The sequence below is a fragment of the Aminiphilus sp. genome, assembly GCF_029975095.1.
GTDB lineage: Bacteria > Synergistota > Synergistia > Synergistales > Aminiphilaceae > Aminiphilus.
Genome location: NZ_JARKPW010000035.1, coordinates 1 through 15,258, shown reverse-complemented (window position 1 = coordinate 15,258; position 15,258 = coordinate 1). Strand labels below are relative to the sequence as shown.

General features: G+C 59.8%; 15 protein-coding genes. 3 read left to right on the top strand and 12 right to left on the bottom strand.

What is annotated here, in order from left to right; translation table 11 throughout:
- Positions 1 to 204: 204 nt before the first annotated feature.
- The 7 genes from lgt to Q1K49_RS02485 all read right to left on the bottom strand — a co-directional run bounded on the left by lgt (position 205) and on the right by Q1K49_RS02485 (position 5,555).
- Positions 205 to 987, bottom strand: a complete 783-nt coding sequence (lgt, locus tag Q1K49_RS02515; protein ID WP_300522415.1) for a prolipoprotein diacylglyceryl transferase — start codon at positions 985 to 987, stop codon at positions 205 to 207.
- 6 nt (positions 988 to 993) lie between these two features.
- Positions 994 to 1,656, bottom strand: coding sequence for a R3H domain-containing nucleic acid-binding protein (locus Q1K49_RS02510; protein ID WP_300522412.1), 663 nt, complete (start codon positions 1,654 to 1,656; stop codon positions 994 to 996).
- A 72-nt stretch (positions 1,657 to 1,728) separates the two neighbouring features.
- Positions 1,729 to 2,517, bottom strand: coding sequence for a YidC/Oxa1 family membrane protein insertase (locus tag Q1K49_RS02505; protein ID WP_300522410.1), 789 nt, complete (start codon positions 2,515 to 2,517; stop codon positions 1,729 to 1,731).
- Positions 2,514 to 2,789 (bottom strand): membrane protein insertion efficiency factor YidD, encoded by a 276-nt coding sequence (yidD, locus tag Q1K49_RS02500; protein WP_300522409.1) that lies wholly within the window; start codon positions 2,787 to 2,789, stop codon positions 2,514 to 2,516. The genes Q1K49_RS02505 and yidD overlap by 4 nt, the downstream gene beginning before the upstream one ends.
- Positions 2,790 to 2,859: 70 nt before the next feature.
- The gene (gene rnpA / locus Q1K49_RS02495; RefSeq protein ID WP_300522408.1) at positions 2,860 to 3,288 is read right to left on the bottom strand and encodes a ribonuclease P protein component; all 429 of its coding nucleotides are present in this window, start codon (positions 3,286 to 3,288) and stop codon (positions 2,860 to 2,862) included.
- A gap of 8 nt (positions 3,289 to 3,296) precedes the next feature.
- On the bottom strand, positions 3,297 to 3,431 hold the full coding sequence (gene rpmH / locus Q1K49_RS02490) for a 50S ribosomal protein L34 (RefSeq protein ID WP_084460272.1): 135 nt from the start codon (positions 3,429 to 3,431) through the stop codon (positions 3,297 to 3,299).
- 192 nt (positions 3,432 to 3,623) lie between these two features.
- Positions 3,624 to 5,555, bottom strand: coding sequence for an ATP-dependent DNA helicase (locus Q1K49_RS02485; protein WP_300522404.1), 1,932 nt, complete (start codon positions 5,553 to 5,555; stop codon positions 3,624 to 3,626).
- Between the two features lie 198 nt (positions 5,556 to 5,753).
- Here Q1K49_RS02485 and rpsT point away from each other — a divergent pair, with 198 nt between their 5' ends.
- On the top strand, positions 5,754 to 6,026 hold the full coding sequence (gene rpsT / locus Q1K49_RS02480; RefSeq protein WP_300522402.1) for a 30S ribosomal protein S20: 273 nt from the start codon (positions 5,754 to 5,756) through the stop codon (positions 6,024 to 6,026).
- A 94-nt stretch (positions 6,027 to 6,120) separates the two neighbouring features.
- On the opposite strand, the gene holA is transcribed toward rpsT, so the two are convergent.
- The 5 genes from holA to radA all read right to left on the bottom strand — a co-directional run bounded on the left by holA (position 6,121) and on the right by radA (position 13,413).
- The gene (gene holA / locus Q1K49_RS02475; protein ID WP_300522399.1) at positions 6,121 to 7,047 is read right to left on the bottom strand and encodes a DNA polymerase III subunit delta; all 927 of its coding nucleotides are present in this window, start codon (positions 7,045 to 7,047) and stop codon (positions 6,121 to 6,123) included.
- On the bottom strand, positions 7,047 to 9,533 hold the full coding sequence (gene leuS, locus Q1K49_RS02470; protein WP_300522397.1) for a leucine--tRNA ligase: 2,487 nt from the start codon (positions 9,531 to 9,533) through the stop codon (positions 7,047 to 7,049). Before leuS ends, holA begins: the two co-directional genes overlap by 1 nt.
- A 312-nt stretch (positions 9,534 to 9,845) precedes the next feature.
- Positions 9,846 to 10,682: a slipin family protein gene (locus Q1K49_RS02465; protein WP_213694148.1), complete on the bottom strand. Its 837-nt coding sequence runs from the start codon at positions 10,680 to 10,682 to the stop codon at positions 9,846 to 9,848.
- Complete coding sequence (locus Q1K49_RS02460; protein WP_300522393.1) at positions 10,679 to 12,001, bottom strand: nodulation protein NfeD; 1,323 nt, start codon at positions 11,999 to 12,001, stop codon at positions 10,679 to 10,681. The genes Q1K49_RS02465 and Q1K49_RS02460 overlap by 4 nt, the downstream gene beginning before the upstream one ends.
- A gap of 41 nt (positions 12,002 to 12,042) precedes the next feature.
- A complete protein-coding gene (gene radA / locus Q1K49_RS02455; RefSeq protein ID WP_300522390.1) occupies positions 12,043 to 13,413 on the bottom strand; it encodes a DNA repair protein RadA in 1,371 nt (456 codons plus the stop codon).
- Between the two features lie 203 nt (positions 13,414 to 13,616).
- Here radA and hisD point away from each other — a divergent pair, with 203 nt between their 5' ends.
- Together hisD and Q1K49_RS02445 are read left to right on the top strand one after the other, a co-directional pair.
- Complete coding sequence (hisD, locus tag Q1K49_RS02450) at positions 13,617 to 14,879, top strand: histidinol dehydrogenase (protein WP_300522387.1); 1,263 nt, start codon at positions 13,617 to 13,619, stop codon at positions 14,877 to 14,879.
- The coding region (locus Q1K49_RS02445) for an ATP phosphoribosyltransferase regulatory subunit (protein ID WP_300522384.1) at positions 14,876 to 15,258 on the top strand (383 nt) is incomplete at its 3' end. The genes hisD and Q1K49_RS02445, both read left to right, overlap by 4 nt.

Below are 15,258 nucleotides of genomic sequence, written 5' to 3'. Positions count from 1 at the left end.
AGACTATTCCGAATCTGTTTCCATGTCGTTTGCCGATCATCTTCGATCACCTCCGTATGGGTTCAGGGAAAATGTACTCGGCCGCGGCATTTTGGATATCGTGGGATTTACGGACCTCCACACACCCGAACTCTACGTATTTCGCTTCTGCGGAGAAAAATGAACCCATCTTCGCGCCGCACCGGAAAGAAGCACGCAGCGGCATCAAGAATGCTTTTCGCTCCCGCGTCTCCGAAAAACCAGGGAATGCCCCAGCCAGAGAAACCCGAGCGCCGCCGCAACTGCCCCGAGAACCACCGCGGTGGACATCGCCTTCTCCAGACTATCCTGGCGGAGCGAATCGAAAAGAACGCGGTAGAGACCATAACCCATCATAAACAGAGGGCAAAGAACGGCACCCCTGACACGTCGCTCCTCGAAGGCGCCGAGCTTCCGCTCCACGATGAAGAGGAGGCAGAGGAGAAACAGCCCCAGAAATGCCTCGTAAAGCTGTGTCGGATGACGCAGGACATCTGTCCTGTCGAAAGGGAAATGGACTCCCAGGAACGAGGTCGTACGCCTTCCGAAACAGCAGCCGTTCAGGAAGCACCCCCACCGTCCGATGGCGATCGTGACAGCCAAGGGGAGACTTGCCGCCTCCGCGACGGGCCAGAGGGGACGCCCTTTGTGCCGGAGATATCCGAAGGTCGTGAGGGCAGCACCGAGCATGGCAGGAACGGCGGAGAGCCCGCCTTCCCAGGGCGCGAACGCGAGGAGCGGATTCGCCGAGAAATAGCTCCAGTTGTCGATGACGCCCCCGACACGTGCGCCCAGATACATTCCGCTCAACGCCCAGAGGAGAAGACGCGCCGCCTCCGGTTCTTCGTAACCGAAGATGTTCATCAGACGCGACTTGGCCCAGAGGACCGCCACACACAACGCAACGGTCCACAGCACGTAATAGCTGTGGACCGGAACGGAACCGATGGAGAAAAGAACGCGGTACATGCGTCCCTATTTTCTGTTACGGAAACGGTACGTCACCGTTCCGCGCGCCGAGGTGGCGCTCTTTTTAGGCCAAATCACGACCCGCCGCAGAGGTTCTTCTCCCACGGATCGGGTCTCCACGTCCGTACGGTCCTTCAGTTCGACATGAATGAGACGCCGCTCCCAACTCGTCATGGGCTCGAGGGAAACGGGCCGTCGACGGGAAAGGGCATCTTCCGCCGCGGAAAGAGCAAGGGTGGCGAGCGCCTGCTGTCTCCGCTCCCGGTATCCCTCACTGTCGAGTTTGATCCACTGCCCTTGGAGTTCTTCACGGAGCATAAGATTGAGCACGTACTCAAGGGAGCGCATCGTCTCATTCGAGGCAAGGAGCAAATCCTTGTCGGGACCGGCGAGATCAACAACACCATCCTCGCGCAATGTCGCTTCGAGATCGAACTCCATCTTCGCGAGCAGTTTCCTCAGTGTGTTTCGGGCCAGGAAAAAGGAACGGTCGAAAACCGGAACCACTTTGTAAGTCGTCCTTTTCCCCAGGAGTCCGAAAAAGCGTTTTTCCTCGTCCACCAATTCCACATGAAGATCTTCGGGTTCCAAATACCATTTTGCCGCGGCAGCCTCCAGCGCTTCCTCCGGAGAAGCCGCTTCGAGTACCAAGGACTCTCGTTCCGTCACGAGCGAACCTCCTTCCCCACACCCCTTCGGGAGGACACTCCTCCTCCCGGACACGGGGACACGGACTTTCCCTTACTCGCCTTTTACCTTGACAGGTGGTTTCTCCTTGAACAGTGCGGGTTTCTCCTGCATCTCAATGTCGGTTCTCCTGTGGACCCACCACTGCTGCGCAACGCCGATGAGTGAGGAAACCGCCCAGTAGAGCAGCACACCGCCGGGCAGGCTCAAACAGATGAACACCAGAAAGAGCGGCATGAACCAGTTCATGAACGCCATCTGCGGATTCGAGGCACCCGTGAGCTGCTGTTGGAACCACGTGATATAGCCGATGAAGGCCATGAGAATCACATTCCCCAAATAAAGCCCCACTTGCGAGAGTCCTCCCGGATTGGCTCCGATGGCGTTCACGATGGCCATGAGCCCCACCTCCGGATCCGTGATCCCGAGGGCGGAACCGAGAGCCCCGTACACGGATTTGTCCAGATGGACACCGAGAAAGGAATAGCCGGTGAGGTTCAAGTCCATGAGAACGCGGAACAGGAGAATCAGAATCGGGAGCTGCACGAGAAGGGGAAGACAACCCGCCGCGGGATTCACGTTGTTCTCCTTGTAAAGAGCCATGGTCTCCTTGTTCAGTCGCTCCTTGTCTCCCGCGAACTTTTCCTGAAGCACTTTGAGCCTGGGCTGGAGTTTCTGCATTTTCTGCATGCTCACCAGTTGTTTGTGCGAGAGCGGATGCAGCAGAATTCGCACCACCACCGTCAAAAGGATGATGGCGATGCCATAGGAATGGAACAGATTGTAGAAGAAGTTCAAGATGCCGAGCAGCAGCGCGCTACCCGCATTCCACAGTGCACTCATCTTCGTTCACCGCCTCCGAAAAGCTGTTTCTTCCGTTTCTCGTCCTCTCGGGTCTTTACACCGCGGATTTTCTCGGGAACGGGATCAACCCCCCCTGGGTTCCAGGGACCGCACCGCAAAAGACGTTTCACACCGAGCCCGGTTCCGCGCAGAACGCCGAACCGGAGGATCGCCTCAAGCATATACTGGGAACAGGTGGGATAAAAACGGCAATTCGTTCCCAAAAAGGGAGAAAGACACCGCTGATAGAAGAGAATGGGAAGAACCGCCATCCTCGCCGGGAACGACGCGTCTCGGAAAGAGCGCGGGTTCCCGCCCGGCGAAGAGAAGGACATCTCCGCATCACCGCCGTTCTCCGGAACAGTTTTCGCAAGAGCCCCGAGGAGACGACTGGAGCACTTTCCATTCCACCGGCATCCGGGAGACTCGCAGCAAGCCCTCCGCAAACAAAACCCGTCGCATGTCGTCGTAGACACGCGCAGCAGAATCGCCAAGGGCACTTTGACGAAGCATCGCCACAATCCAGAGTCCTTCCTTCGTCAGAGGAAGCAGGTGACGCAATGCCTCTCGGAGAACACGTTTACCCCTGCTCCGGCAAACCGCGTCGCCTTGCCGCTTGCCAACGGCGACACCCACGCGGGTTATTCCGTCGGGGGCATCCACAAAGAACAACCGCACCAGCCTTCCCTGGATCTTTCGGCCGGTGCGGAAGACGAGGTCGAACTCCCATCCGCTTCGCAGGCGAAGCGATCGGGAAAAGAGAAACGCCACGCCCTTTACTAGACCGCCAACCGTGCGCGGCCCTTGCGCCTTCTGTTGCGAAGAATGCGACGACCGGCGGCGGAACGCGAACGTACCAGAAAACCCATGGCCCGCTTGCGCCGGGTATTGTGCGGTTGATATGTACGCTTCATGGGGACACCTCCTCGAACACATGCAGATGAAGGGAAAAAGCCGCTCTCTCCAGACAGCCGGATTACTATAGCACACCGGATTCACCGGAGCAACTGACAGTCCACAGATCCAGCACATGACCGCAATTCCGTCGCTCCGTTCCAAAGCAAACCGAAACACCCTAAAAAACCGCTTCGGCAAAGGAATATGCCTCAGGAGTGAACCCGCACTCGCAAAGGTCGAACGACCACCCGGGGAAGTGCGTCGAGAATTTTCCAGTCCTTCCTTTCCACCACCCGGCCGTCGAGGATGACCACTCTCCCCTTGTCCGTGCGAGTCCGAATCAGGCGTCCTACGGCCTGCTTGAGGAGCAGCTTTGCCCAGGGAAGTGTCACATCCCGAAACGAGGAACTTCCTTCCAGGCGATTTCGCGCTTCTACAACAGGGTCATTCGGATGAGGAAAAGGGATGCGATCAATGATGACCTGAGTGAGGCCGGAACCGGGAACGTCAATTCCCTCTCGGAAGGACACACTCCCCACCAGGACGGATGCAAGGTCTTCTCTGAATCGACGCAGTAACTCCCCTCTCGGCAGGCTTCCCTGAAGGAAAATGTCGTATCCTCTCTTTCGGGAGGTGAGCCGCTCTCCCACCGTCCTCAACAGACGCAGCGACGAGAGAAGCACAAGAGTGCTCCCCCCGTTCTGTTCCACAAGCTTTTCAACGATTTCCGCCACCCTTTGGTCGTAACCAGGATCGGGAACGGCCATTCCCGTGGAGATCACCCAGACTTCCATCTGTTCCCGCAAGGGGAAGGGGGATTCGAGGACGAGTGTATCGGTCGGCTCTAAACCGGTCTCCCGTCTCCAGAAACGCAGATCTCCTGCCAGGGAAAGCGTCGCCGAAGCGACCACGACGGCATGAGGTGCGCAGAGCTCCACTCCTTCGCGAATCTGCTCGGAACAGAGCGTGGGAGCGCTCTGCAAAGATGTTCCGTCCCACCAATAGGCCCATTCGGGATATTTTTCGACGGCGAGACACCAGGACAGTGCATCGAGAGCTTCCTTCAGCTCGTCGCGCCAGGCGGCCAAGGTCGCTTTTTCCTCCGAGAGCTCTTCGTCCTCCATGTCGTCGAGAAAGGCAAGCGGTCGCAACACGGCCGTCACGGCATGACATATTCCCTGTCCGGTCTGGAGCAGTTTCGGATCGGCGGTGAAAAAGGTCTTCCCCGCCCTGTATCGAAAGGAAATGCTCCCGAAAAGGACTTCGACTTCCCTGTTGCACGCGCCGAGATGTTCGAGAACAGCTTCGCCGTTTCGGCCGCTTCGTGCCAGCGATGAAAGCGCCGACGTGACGACACGTCCTCCGAGAAGGCGTCTCCATTCGTCGAGGCTCGTCGTACGACTCGCGGCAGAACGGGCTGAATCGGCCATGCGATGCGCCTCGTCGCAGACGAGCAGGTTGAAGGAAACGGGAAAGGGGACGCCAAGACCGATCGTGTAGGCAAAAAAAAGATGGTAATTCGCGATGACAAGCCGGGCATCCTGGGCGAGACGGAACGCCCGCAGGACGAAACAGCGCTCTCTTTCAGGACAACGGACACCAAGACATCCTCTCTGCTGTGCTGCCGCAGCAACAAACAGAGGATGTCCTCCGGGCAACTCGAGTTCATCCAGTTCCCCCGTCTCCGTCCTCGAAAGCCAGAGCAGGAGCGCCTCCACTCCCACGCCGGCGTCCCCACTGAAAGAGACAAACCCCTCCGGACCTCCGAGGTCAAAAGCTCTTCGTCTGCAGACATACCTGCCCCGCCCCTTGAGAACAGCGAAAGGAACAGAAAAACCGAGCACGCGAAAGAGAGCGGGGAGATCCTTGTCCCGAAGCTGCTCCTGCAGCGGAATTCCCGCTGTGAGGAACAGAATGCGTGCATCCCTCTTCTGTGCCCAGAGCAAGGCCGGAACGAGAAGAGCAAAGCTCTTGCCTATCCCTGTGGGGGCTTCTGCAGCGAGGATGCCGCCCTCGGAGCGTTCGCAGAGATCCCACACCTGCCTCGCGAGATCCTCCTGTCCCGGCCGCACCTCGTAGTCGGAAAAGTTCTTCGCGAAAGGCCCCTCGGGGCCGAATATCGCCTGCATATCCGTGTTCATCCCATGAACGCCCCTCACCAATTTCTCCGTCTCCCCCGTCCGAAGAAGGACCCCCGTCAAAATCCGGCGCGGGACGCACAATCATAGCATATCTTCGAAAAACATAACTGTCCGGCCACAAACATCACTCCGGGAGTTGCCCAAGGAGCATTCAGCATGTTAAAATGACCTTCGCTCATGACGAAGGAGGTGACAGCATTGCCGAACAAGAAATCCGCCGAAAAGCGGGTGCGTATCGCCGAGAGAAACCGGCTTTACAACCGCTACTGGACAAGTCGTTGCAAGACTGCGGGAAAGCGTGTTCTCGAAGCCGTTCAGGGCGGGAACGACGAACTTGCCCAGAGCAGGCTCAATGAAGCCCAGTCCGTTCTGGACAAAGCGGTGGTCAAGGGTGTTCTCCACAAGAATACCGCTTCCCGCCGCAAGGCGAACCTCACCAAGCTCGTCAAATCCCTTGCCACAGGCAAGTGACTTTTGTCGCAACGCTTGCGGAAAACACAAACAGAGGACGCCCCTCCGAGGGACGTCCTTTTTTGATGCCGTCGCACCCCAATCCGCCCTGGGTTTACTTCATCGCACCCAGAACAATGAGTTCCAGCTCGTTCCACCCGGCACCCCGGCCCCATTTCTCCCGGCAGGAGAAGGCAGCTGTCTCGGCCACAACATGTTTCAGCGTCTCCGGCGTATAACGCGAGGCCGCCTCTTCGGCGAGTTTGCGCTGGTAAGGCCGTAATCCGAGCGCCCGCACCACTTCCTCACGAAGAGACCCTTTCATCAACGACAGATACATGGCTCCGCGAACCCTGTTGTAGAACGCCGTTGCCGCAGCGAGCACCTCGTCTCGTCTGCGCAGGGCCTCAAGGGCATCCAGAACGACACGTCGATCCTTTCGGCAGAATCCGTCGAGAAAATCCAGAAGTGCTTTGCGCCCTTCGTCCACGGAAAGCGTCCTCACGAGAGCACCGCTCACCTGCTCGCCTCCGGAGGCGATGCCGAGTTTTCTGATCTCGCTCCGCAATTCCTCCGGATCTTCGAACCACTCTCCGAGCAGAGCCCCCGCCTCCCGCCCCAGGCGGACCTTCTCCTCCGAGGCAAGGTTCTCTATCCAACGGCGCCTCGCCTCTCCCCAGCGAGGTGGCTCCACCGCCTCCCGCAGAGAAAGACGGGGCAAAAGTCCCTTGGGAAAGTACTTCTTACAGTCTCCACCGTAAACGGCTACAAGAATCGTTTCCGACTCTTCCGGTTCGAGAAAGCGTTCGAGTGACTCCGGGAAAGGTCCCAGGTTCTCGGCGGATTCAATAACGGTGACGGAGGCGACCGTAAAAAGCGTCTTCGTCCGCTGGACGGCAAAAAGATCCTGCCAGGACTTCTCCGCATCGGCTTCGACACGCCGCCCTGTTTCATATCCTTTCGCCGTGCAGGTTTGGAGAAGTTCGGACAGCAAACGCCGCTGGGAGGACCCGGCGGCGTTCACCACGAACAGGTGGGGCATTATTTTTTCACCACCACGTTCACCAGCTTGTTCGGAACCACGATCACCTTGAGGATCTCCTTGCCCCGGAATCGCTCCTGCACCTGAGGAGTTTCCAGAATTCTTTCCCGAAGCTCCTCTGCGGAGAGTCCCGCGGGAATTTCGAAACGATCCCGGAGTTTGCCGTTTTCCTGGAGTACCACCGTCACCTGGTCCTCCACCAGCGCCTCTTCATCCGCCTCCGGCCAGGGCGTTTCGGCGAGACAGGGAGTATTGCCCAGCATACTCCAGAGTTCTTCGCAGAAATGGGGTGTAAAGGGCGACAGCACCGTCAGGAGCGTCTCCACTCCCTCCCGGAAAAGAGTGCGTCCTCGTTCATCCCGTGCGGAAAAGGCTCCCAATGCGTTTGCCAGCTCCATGATACGCGCCACCGCCGTATTGAACTGCATTTCCTCCTGGATGTCCTTGGAAACCCGGTAGGTCGTGCGGTGAATGATTCGCTTGAGATCCCGCAGTTCCCGCTCTTCGAGATCGGACATGGCGATGCGCTGCCTCCGGGCATCGCGCAACAGAGACAGGCTGTCTTCCACGAGCCGCCATACTCTGTTGAGGAAACGGTGCGCCCCTTCCACGCCCTGATCGGACCAGTCAAGATCCCTTTCCGGAGGCGAGGCGAAAAGGATGAACAGACGCGCCGTGTCCGCTCCATAGCGGGAAATGATCTCGTCGGGATCGACTACGTTTCCCTTGGACTTGGACATCTTGGCGCCGTCCTTGATGACCATTCCCTGCGTGAGCAGATTCTGAAAAGGTTCGCGCACCGACACATACCCGAGGTCCGCCAGAACCTTGGTGAAGAATCGGGCATAAATAAGATGCAGACAGGCATGCTCGATACCGCCGATATACTGATCCACGTTCATCCAGTAGGCGGCATCCTCCTTCAGAAAGGGAGCCTCCTGCGTCCAGGGGGAGGTGTACCGCAGAAAATACCAGGAGGAACAGATGAAGGTGTCCATGGTGTCCGTCTCGCGCCGGGCGGGACCGCCGCATTTCGGACAGGTGGTGTTCACCCAGGAATCCGTCACGGGGAGAGGGCTCCGTCCTCCTTCGAGGAGCTGCACCTCCATGGGAAGTTCCACGGGAAGCTGTTCCTCCGGGATGGGAACGATGCCGCAATCGTCGCAGTAGACCACCGGAATGGGAGCCCCCCAGAAGCGCTGCCGCGAAATGAGCCAGTCCCGGATACGGAAGTTCACTTCCCGGACGCCGTATCCTTGCTCCTCCGCCCAGGCGGCCATGCGGGGAATCGCCTCCTGCGAGGGTGTTCCGTCGAAAGATCCCGAATTGCACTGGATTCCAGGCTCTTCGAAGGCCTTGGACATCGTGTTCCCGTCAAGTTTCGTTCCGTCCGCGGGAGCGATGACCACGCGAACGGGAATGCCGAACTTGCGGGCAAAATCGAAGTCGCGCTGATCGTGGGCGGGAACACCCATGATGGCTCCGGTACCGTATTCCATGAGGATATAGTTTGCAATGTACAGAGGCACCTCTTCGCCGTTCACGGGATTGACCGCCGAATACCCCGTGAAGATGCCCTTCTTCTCTCCTCCCACGGCCGTCCGGTCGATTTCGCTCTCGGCCGTGACTTCCCGAACAAAGGAGCGCAATTTCTCCGCTTGAGGAGAGCGTGCGATGATTTTTTCCACCAGAGGATGCTCCGGCGCCAAGGCAAGGAAGGTCACGCCGAAGATGGTATCGAATCTGGTGGTAAACGTCTCCAGCGCTTCGCCGAATTCCGGAACGGAAAACGCGAGACGTACACCCTCGGATCGGCCGATCCAGTTCTCCTGCATGACACGTACTCTCTCAGGCCACCCGGGAAGCTCTTCGAGTGAGTCGAGCAACTCCTGGGCATAGTCGGTGATGCGCAGGAACCACTGCTCAAGAGCGCGCTTCGTCACCGGCGTGTGGCAACGCCAGCAATGCCCTCCGTCAATCACTTGTTCGTTGGCGAGAACGGTTTGACAGTCGGAACACCAGTTCACCGGTGCATGCTTCCGGTAGGCGAGTCCCTTCTTGAAGAACTGGAGGAAAAGCCACTGCGTCCACCGGTAATAGTCGGGGTTGCAGCTCTCCACCCGGCGACGCCAGTCGTAACTGCAGCCCATCCGCTTGAGCTGGTCCGTCATGTGCTCGATATTCTGCCACGTCCACTGATGGGGATGCACGCCATACTTGATGGCGGCATTTTCCGCGGGAAGCCCGAAGGCATCGAATCCCATGGGATGCAGCACGTTGAATCCCTTCATCCAGAGGAACCGGGCCAACAGATCCCCGATGGAATAGTTCCGAAGATGCCCCATGTGCAGAGCGCCACTCGGGTAGGGAAACATCTCCAGACAATAGAACTTGGGCTTGCCCGGATCCCGTTCCACGTGAAAGACGCCCTTCTCTTCCCAGTACTGTTGCCATTTCTTTTCAACGGTCGGAAAATCGTATCCCATTCTGTCGCGACCTCCTCGCCCGCCTCGGCGGGCGGAAAATTCCCTTCTGATCCGGAACGACACACAACCCATCCCCCGGGCGCTTGCCGAAAAACCGGAATTCAAGGCGGATCCTTTTTTCGAGGTACACCTCGGATCGGCAAACGCGCACCATTATGCCACGACGCGGAGAGAACCGCAAAGCCGTCCCATCGCGCCCCGTTCTCTCCACGTCCCTCGCTCTGCTCGACTCCTCACTCCTGCGCCGGAAACAACATCCACGGCACGGCATACCAGATATCGAGGCAGACGCGCCTTTTCGAGCGCCTCACGTCAGGAATTACCCTGGTGCCGTTCCCCCGAAGCCCGAGTCTCCTGCTCCTTCGCTTCCGAAAGAAGGTGTCGTTCAAGAAAAGGTTTCACCAGGTCGATCGGAAGAGGGAAGATGGTCGTGGAATTCTTCTCGCTCGCAACCTCCCGCAGCGTCTGAAGATACCGGAGCTGAAGCGTCACCGGAGATTTTTCCATGAGATGCGCCGCCTCGGTGAGCCGTTCCGCCGCCTGAAACTCGCCCTCGGCATTGATGACCTTGGCCCGGCGCTCTCGTTCGGCCTCGGCCTGCCTGGCCATGGCGCGTTTCATCCCTTCCGGAAGCTCCAACTCCTTCACTTCCACGGCGCTCACCTTGATCCCCCAGGGATCCGTTCTTTCATCGATGATCTGCTGCAGTTCCTGATTGATCTTGTCCCTTGCGGAGAGCACTTCGTCCAGTTCCGCCCTGCCGATGACCGATCGGAGTGTGGTCTGGGAGAGCTGGCTGGTGGCCATGATGTAATTCTCCACTTCGACCATGGAGCGGGAGGGATCCATGACGCGGAAATACACTACGGCGTTCACCTTGATGGGAACGTTGTCCCTCGTAATGACCTCCTGAACGGGCACATCCAAGGTCACGACCCGAAGGTCCACGCGGAGTACCCGATCCACAAAGGGAATCACCAGCACCAGCCCGGGTCCCTTTGCGGCGATGAGACGCCCGAGGCGGAAAACCACCGCTCTCTGGTACTCCGGGACAACTTTCACCGCGGAGACGAAAAGGATCACCAGAATGAACAACCCTCCGAGGCTGCTTCCCGCACCGACCAGAATTTCCAGTATTTCCCGGATCATGAACGATCCTCCTCCTTCTTTTCCTCTTTCGATACGGTGCGGACGACAAGGGTGAGACCCTCCGCACGCACCACCTCAACTCTGGAGCCCACGGAAAGGTTCTCGCCGGACTCGGTCCGGGCACGCCAGAATTCACCGTGACAACGGATCATTCCTTCCGGCAGAAGAGCCTGAACGACATCTCCGGCGGCACCTACGAGCCCCTCCTTTCCCGAGGTGGCCCGCTTCCGAAGAGAACGAACCACAAGCCACGCCGCGAGGACGAAGAACACCGCAAGGGCGAGGACAGCGCCGACCATCATCTCGTAGGAGAAGCGCATCAGCTCCCCCCCTGGAGCGCGAAAAAGCACAAGTCCCCCCACAAGGAGCGCCGCGGCGCCGAAGACGCTCAAAATACCCACCCCCCCGACGAGCACATCCGTCACCAGCACCGCGATGCCCGCAAGCAGGAGCACGATACCCGCCCAATTGAAGGGAAGCATGCGGAGACCGAAGGCACCGAGGAGCACCATCACCGCGCCGGAGACGCCGAGGACGAATCCCCCCGGCGAGAGAACTTCGAAGACAACGGCCAGAAGCCCTCCCAACAGAAGGAGGTACGCCACATCCGGCCTGGAAATGAGTTCGAGCAGGCGGAGCGATTCCGACACGGGAAGCTCCGTCACTTCAACATCCCGGAGAAGTATCTGCCTGTCCTTTCCCTGAACGATGACGATCCGTCCGTCCACCGAGGCCAGAAGCGTCTCCAGGTCGGAGGTGACGACATCGACCAGACCGGCCTCCAGAGCTTCTTTCGCGGTGAGGGAGAGACTCTCCGTGACCATTTTCGCGGCCAGTTCGGCGTTGCGGTCCCGTTCTCCCGCGAGGGAACGCATCTGCGCCGCCAAATCGTTCGTGATCTTGCGGTTCAGCTCCTTGCTTTCCACATCCCGTCCGGAAGCCATGACAGGATGGGCCGCACCCATGGTCGTTCCCTCCGACATGGCCGCAACGTGGGCGGCCTGTACGAGAAAGGCTCCCGCGGAGGCGGCCCTGGCTCCCTTGGGAGCGACCCAGACGACCACGGGAAAAGGTGCGTTCAGGATGTTCTGCACCATGCCACGCATGGACGTGACGAGCCCTCCCGGTGTGTCGAGTTCAATCACGAGGAGGGAGGCCTCCTGCAGCTTCGCCTTGGAGAGCACCTCTTCCAGATGTTGTTCCATGGCGATGCCGATGCTCCCTTTTATGGAGGAGACCACGACTCTGTTCGCCCCGAAGGCCTCCGTAGTCCCCCACAGAAAGCACGATACGAGGAGGAGCACACGCAATACCCCCAAGAGACGGTCCGTCCTCCAGCACACGGAGAAGTTCTCTTCCCTCACGGCAGAACAGCACGCAGTGTTTCCGTCAAAGACCCCACGCGCACCACCTCCATCTCGCACTCCAGATCCTTCGCTTCGCGCCGGCTCACCAGGGCTCGCGTAAACCCCAGGCGCGCCGCCTCTCGGAGACGCCCCGCAACCCGACCACAGGGGCGCACTTCGCCGGCGAGTCCCACTTCTCCCAGAAAACAGCAGCGCCCCTCCAGTGCCCTGTCCAGCATGGACGACGCCAGAGCCGCACAGAGTGCCAGGTCCGCCGCGGGATCCCGGATCTGCAGCCCTCCCGCCACATTCACGAACACGTCAGAACTCCTTGAGGAAAGGCCGCAACGCTTTTCGAGCACCGCCAGGAGAAGCTGCGCCCGATTGAGCTCCACCCCTCGGGTGGTTCGTTTCGGATAGGGGTACGGGGTCTGGCACGCCAGAGCCTGGACTTCCGCAACGAAAGGACGCGTTCCCTCCAGGACGACCGTCCTGGCAACACCGGAGACATCGTCCTGCAGACCGCTCCAGAAGATCCGCCCCGGATCCGCAACGGGAAGAAGTCCCTTCTGGGCCATCTCGAACACACCCAATTCGTCCGTTGCCCCGAAACGGTTCTTCGAGGCCCGGAGTAACCTGTGGGACGATGCGTGTTCCCCGGAAAAAGAGAGAACCGTGTCCACCATGTGCTCCAGCAGTTTCGGCCCCGCGATCTGACCGTCCTTGGTCACGTGTCCCACAAGCACCAAAGGCACGTTCGTCCCTTTGGCCGCGTCGATGCAGGCCTGAGTCACCGCACGAACCTGCGTCGGCGTGCCCGGCCAGGTCTCCGCCTCGGCGGAACGCATGGACTGCACGCTGTCCACCACCACCAGAGCGTACTGCTCCACCCCTTCGAGAAACAGCGACGGATCGTCCGATGCGACCAGCTCCATTTCCTCCGACACCGCGCCGAGGCGCCTCGCCCGCTCCGCCACCTGAGACAGGGATTCTTCTCCCGAAACATAAAGAACCCGTTTTCCCACCTCCGCCATGGCACCGCAGATCTGCAACAGCAGCGTTGACTTGCCTATTCCAGGCTCTCCGGCAAGGAGAGTCACTCCTCCGGGCATCCATCCTCCGCCGAGAACCCGGTCCATTTCGTCCAGGCCCGAAGAAATCCGTCCCCCCGACGACACGTCCCGCAGCAGCACCGCTCCCGCCTGGCTCTTGCGCAAAATGCCCGAGCCCTCTCTCCGGGGAGCGCGAAGCGATGTTCCGCTTCCCGGGATCCGTTCTCTCTCGAAACTTCCCCAGGCGCCGCACTGGGAACAACGCCCCAACAGCGACAGGGCAACATGTCCGCAGGCGGAGCAGACATATCTTGCCTCTTCTTTGCGCGCCATACCCGTCTCTCCTCGCCGAAAAAATGCACCGACCGCACAAGAAGCCCCTTCGCCCTTTCTTCAACCGTTCTTTTCGAGAGTCTACCTTTCAAAAGAGAAGCTGTCGAGAGAAAAAGGCCTTTACAGAGCCCTGCCCCCGTGGTATCATGCCCGAGTCTTGCGAGCCTACCATTGCACTTGTTCATCTTAATAAAGGAGGAGCCATGAACTATCTCAAAAATGTTTCCCCATCGAATGAACCGATTCTCTCCGCCGCGAGGCAAAGTACCGCCGCCATCGTCCAGGCGGTACGCCAACGCGGCTGGTCGGCGGTTCAGGAATTTTCCGCCAGATACGACGGTTTCTCGGGTCCCTTCCGCATTCCCCGGGAACGAGCCGTCGAGGCACTCTCGGCCATGTCTCCGCATGTGCGCACCGCACTGGAAACTGCCGTGAGCAATGTACGAACCTTTCACCGTCTGCAGCGTAACCTCTTCCGGGACTGCACCTGGGAGATCACCCCCGGCGTCGGCGCGGGCCTGCGCTTCCTTCCCGTGGAAAACGTCGCGGTGTACGTTCCGGGGGGTCGCTACCCTCTTCCCAGCACCGCCGTCATGGGCATCGTGGCGGCCCAGGAGGCGGGGGTTCCCCGCATTGCCGTTCTCTCTCCGCCCCGAGGTCCCGAAGGCATCCACCCCGTGGTTCTGGGAACCCTCGGTCTCCTCGGAATAGAGGAGATCTGGGCGCTGGGAGGAGCCCAGGGCGTTGCCGCCCTCGCCCTTGGAACAAGTCCTGTGGCAAAGGTGGACATGATCGTCGGCCCAGGAAATGTGTACGTCACGGAGGCCAAGCGTCTTCTCTTCGGCGAAGTAGGCATCGACGGATTGGCCGGCCCGAGCGAAGTCCTCGTGGTGGCGGATGAAACGGCTTCCCCCGATTTGATCGCTGCGGATCTCCTCGCCCAGGCGGAACACGATCCTCTGGCCCGAAGCATTCTCCTCGCCCTTGACGAAAAAACGGCTTCTGCTTCTCTGGCGGCGACGGAACGGCTCCTCGAAGCACTTCCGGAGGAAAACGCCCGCATCGCCCGGGAATCCTGGAGTACGGGAGGTGTCGTCGCAGTGTGCACTCTGGAGGAAGCGGCGGCCTTCGCGAACCGTCTCGCGCCGGAACATCTGGAACTTGCCCTCGCCGATCCGGAGAGCGCCCTTCCGCTCTTTACCGCCTACGGGGCGGTCTTCCTCGGTCACTTCAGCGCCGAGGCTTTCGGCGACTATGTGGCGGGAACGAATCACATCCTCCCCACGGAAGGCCGGGCACGCTTCGGCGGCGGCCTCTGGACGGGGACTTTCCTCAGACCCCTGCAACAGCTTCGCCTTTCCAGGGAAGGAGCGGAAGCACTCGCGGAGGCGGGAAACGCCCTGGCGACAGCGGAGGGACTTGCCGCTCACGCTCTTGCCATGGCGAGGCGGGGACTCCCCTCATGAACCGTATCCCCAAGGGATGCCGCAACGTCGGAGGATCGCTGGCGGAAGCCATGACCCAGAGTCGCGAAGCCGTTCTGGGAACACTTACTCAATACGGCTACCGCCCTCTCTGGCCCTCGGGGCTGCAGCTTTCCGAAGTCGTCTGGGATCGCCTGGCCCCTCATTTCCGGAATCGTCTGCTGGGGCTCAATTCACCCTTCGGCGAGCCCTGTGTGCTCCGGGGAGATCTCACCCTCGCCGCTGTCGCCCATCTCGCCACGCATTACGCACCCCATGAACGTCCCCTGCGGCTCTGCTACGCCGACCGAGTGTATCGTATTCCCGGACCTTCGGACACGGAGCTGGAACAGTTCCAGGTCGGGGCGGAACTCCTCGGGTG

Coding starts and splice junctions, on each gene's coding strand:
- lgt (WP_300522415.1), bottom strand. CDS start 987: ATGTACCGCGTTCTTTTCTCCATCGGTTCCGTTCCGGTCCACAGCTAT.
- Q1K49_RS02505 (WP_300522410.1), bottom strand. CDS start 2,517: ATGAGTGCACTGTGGAATGCGGGTAGCGCGCTGCTGCTCGGCATCTTG.
- yidD (WP_300522409.1), bottom strand. CDS start 2,789: ATGGCGGTTCTTCCCATTCTCTTCTATCAGCGGTGTCTTTCTCCCTTT.
- rpmH (WP_084460272.1), bottom strand. CDS start 3,431: ATGAAGCGTACATATCAACCGCACAATACCCGGCGCAAGCGGGCCATG.
- Q1K49_RS02485 (WP_300522404.1), bottom strand. CDS start 5,555: ATGAACACGGATATGCAGGCGATATTCGGCCCCGAGGGGCCTTTCGCG.
- holA (WP_300522399.1), bottom strand. CDS start 7,047: ATGCCCCACCTGTTCGTGGTGAACGCCGCCGGGTCCTCCCAGCGGCGT.
- leuS (WP_300522397.1), bottom strand. CDS start 9,533: ATGGGATACGATTTTCCGACCGTTGAAAAGAAATGGCAACAGTACTGG.
- Q1K49_RS02465 (WP_213694148.1), bottom strand. CDS start 10,682: ATGATCCGGGAAATACTGGAAATTCTGGTCGGTGCGGGAAGCAGCCTC.
- radA (WP_300522390.1), bottom strand. CDS start 13,413: ATGGCGCGCAAAGAAGAGGCAAGATATGTCTGCTCCGCCTGCGGACAT.
- hisD (WP_300522387.1), top strand. CDS start 13,617: ATGAACTATCTCAAAAATGTTTCCCCATCGAATGAACCGATTCTCTCC.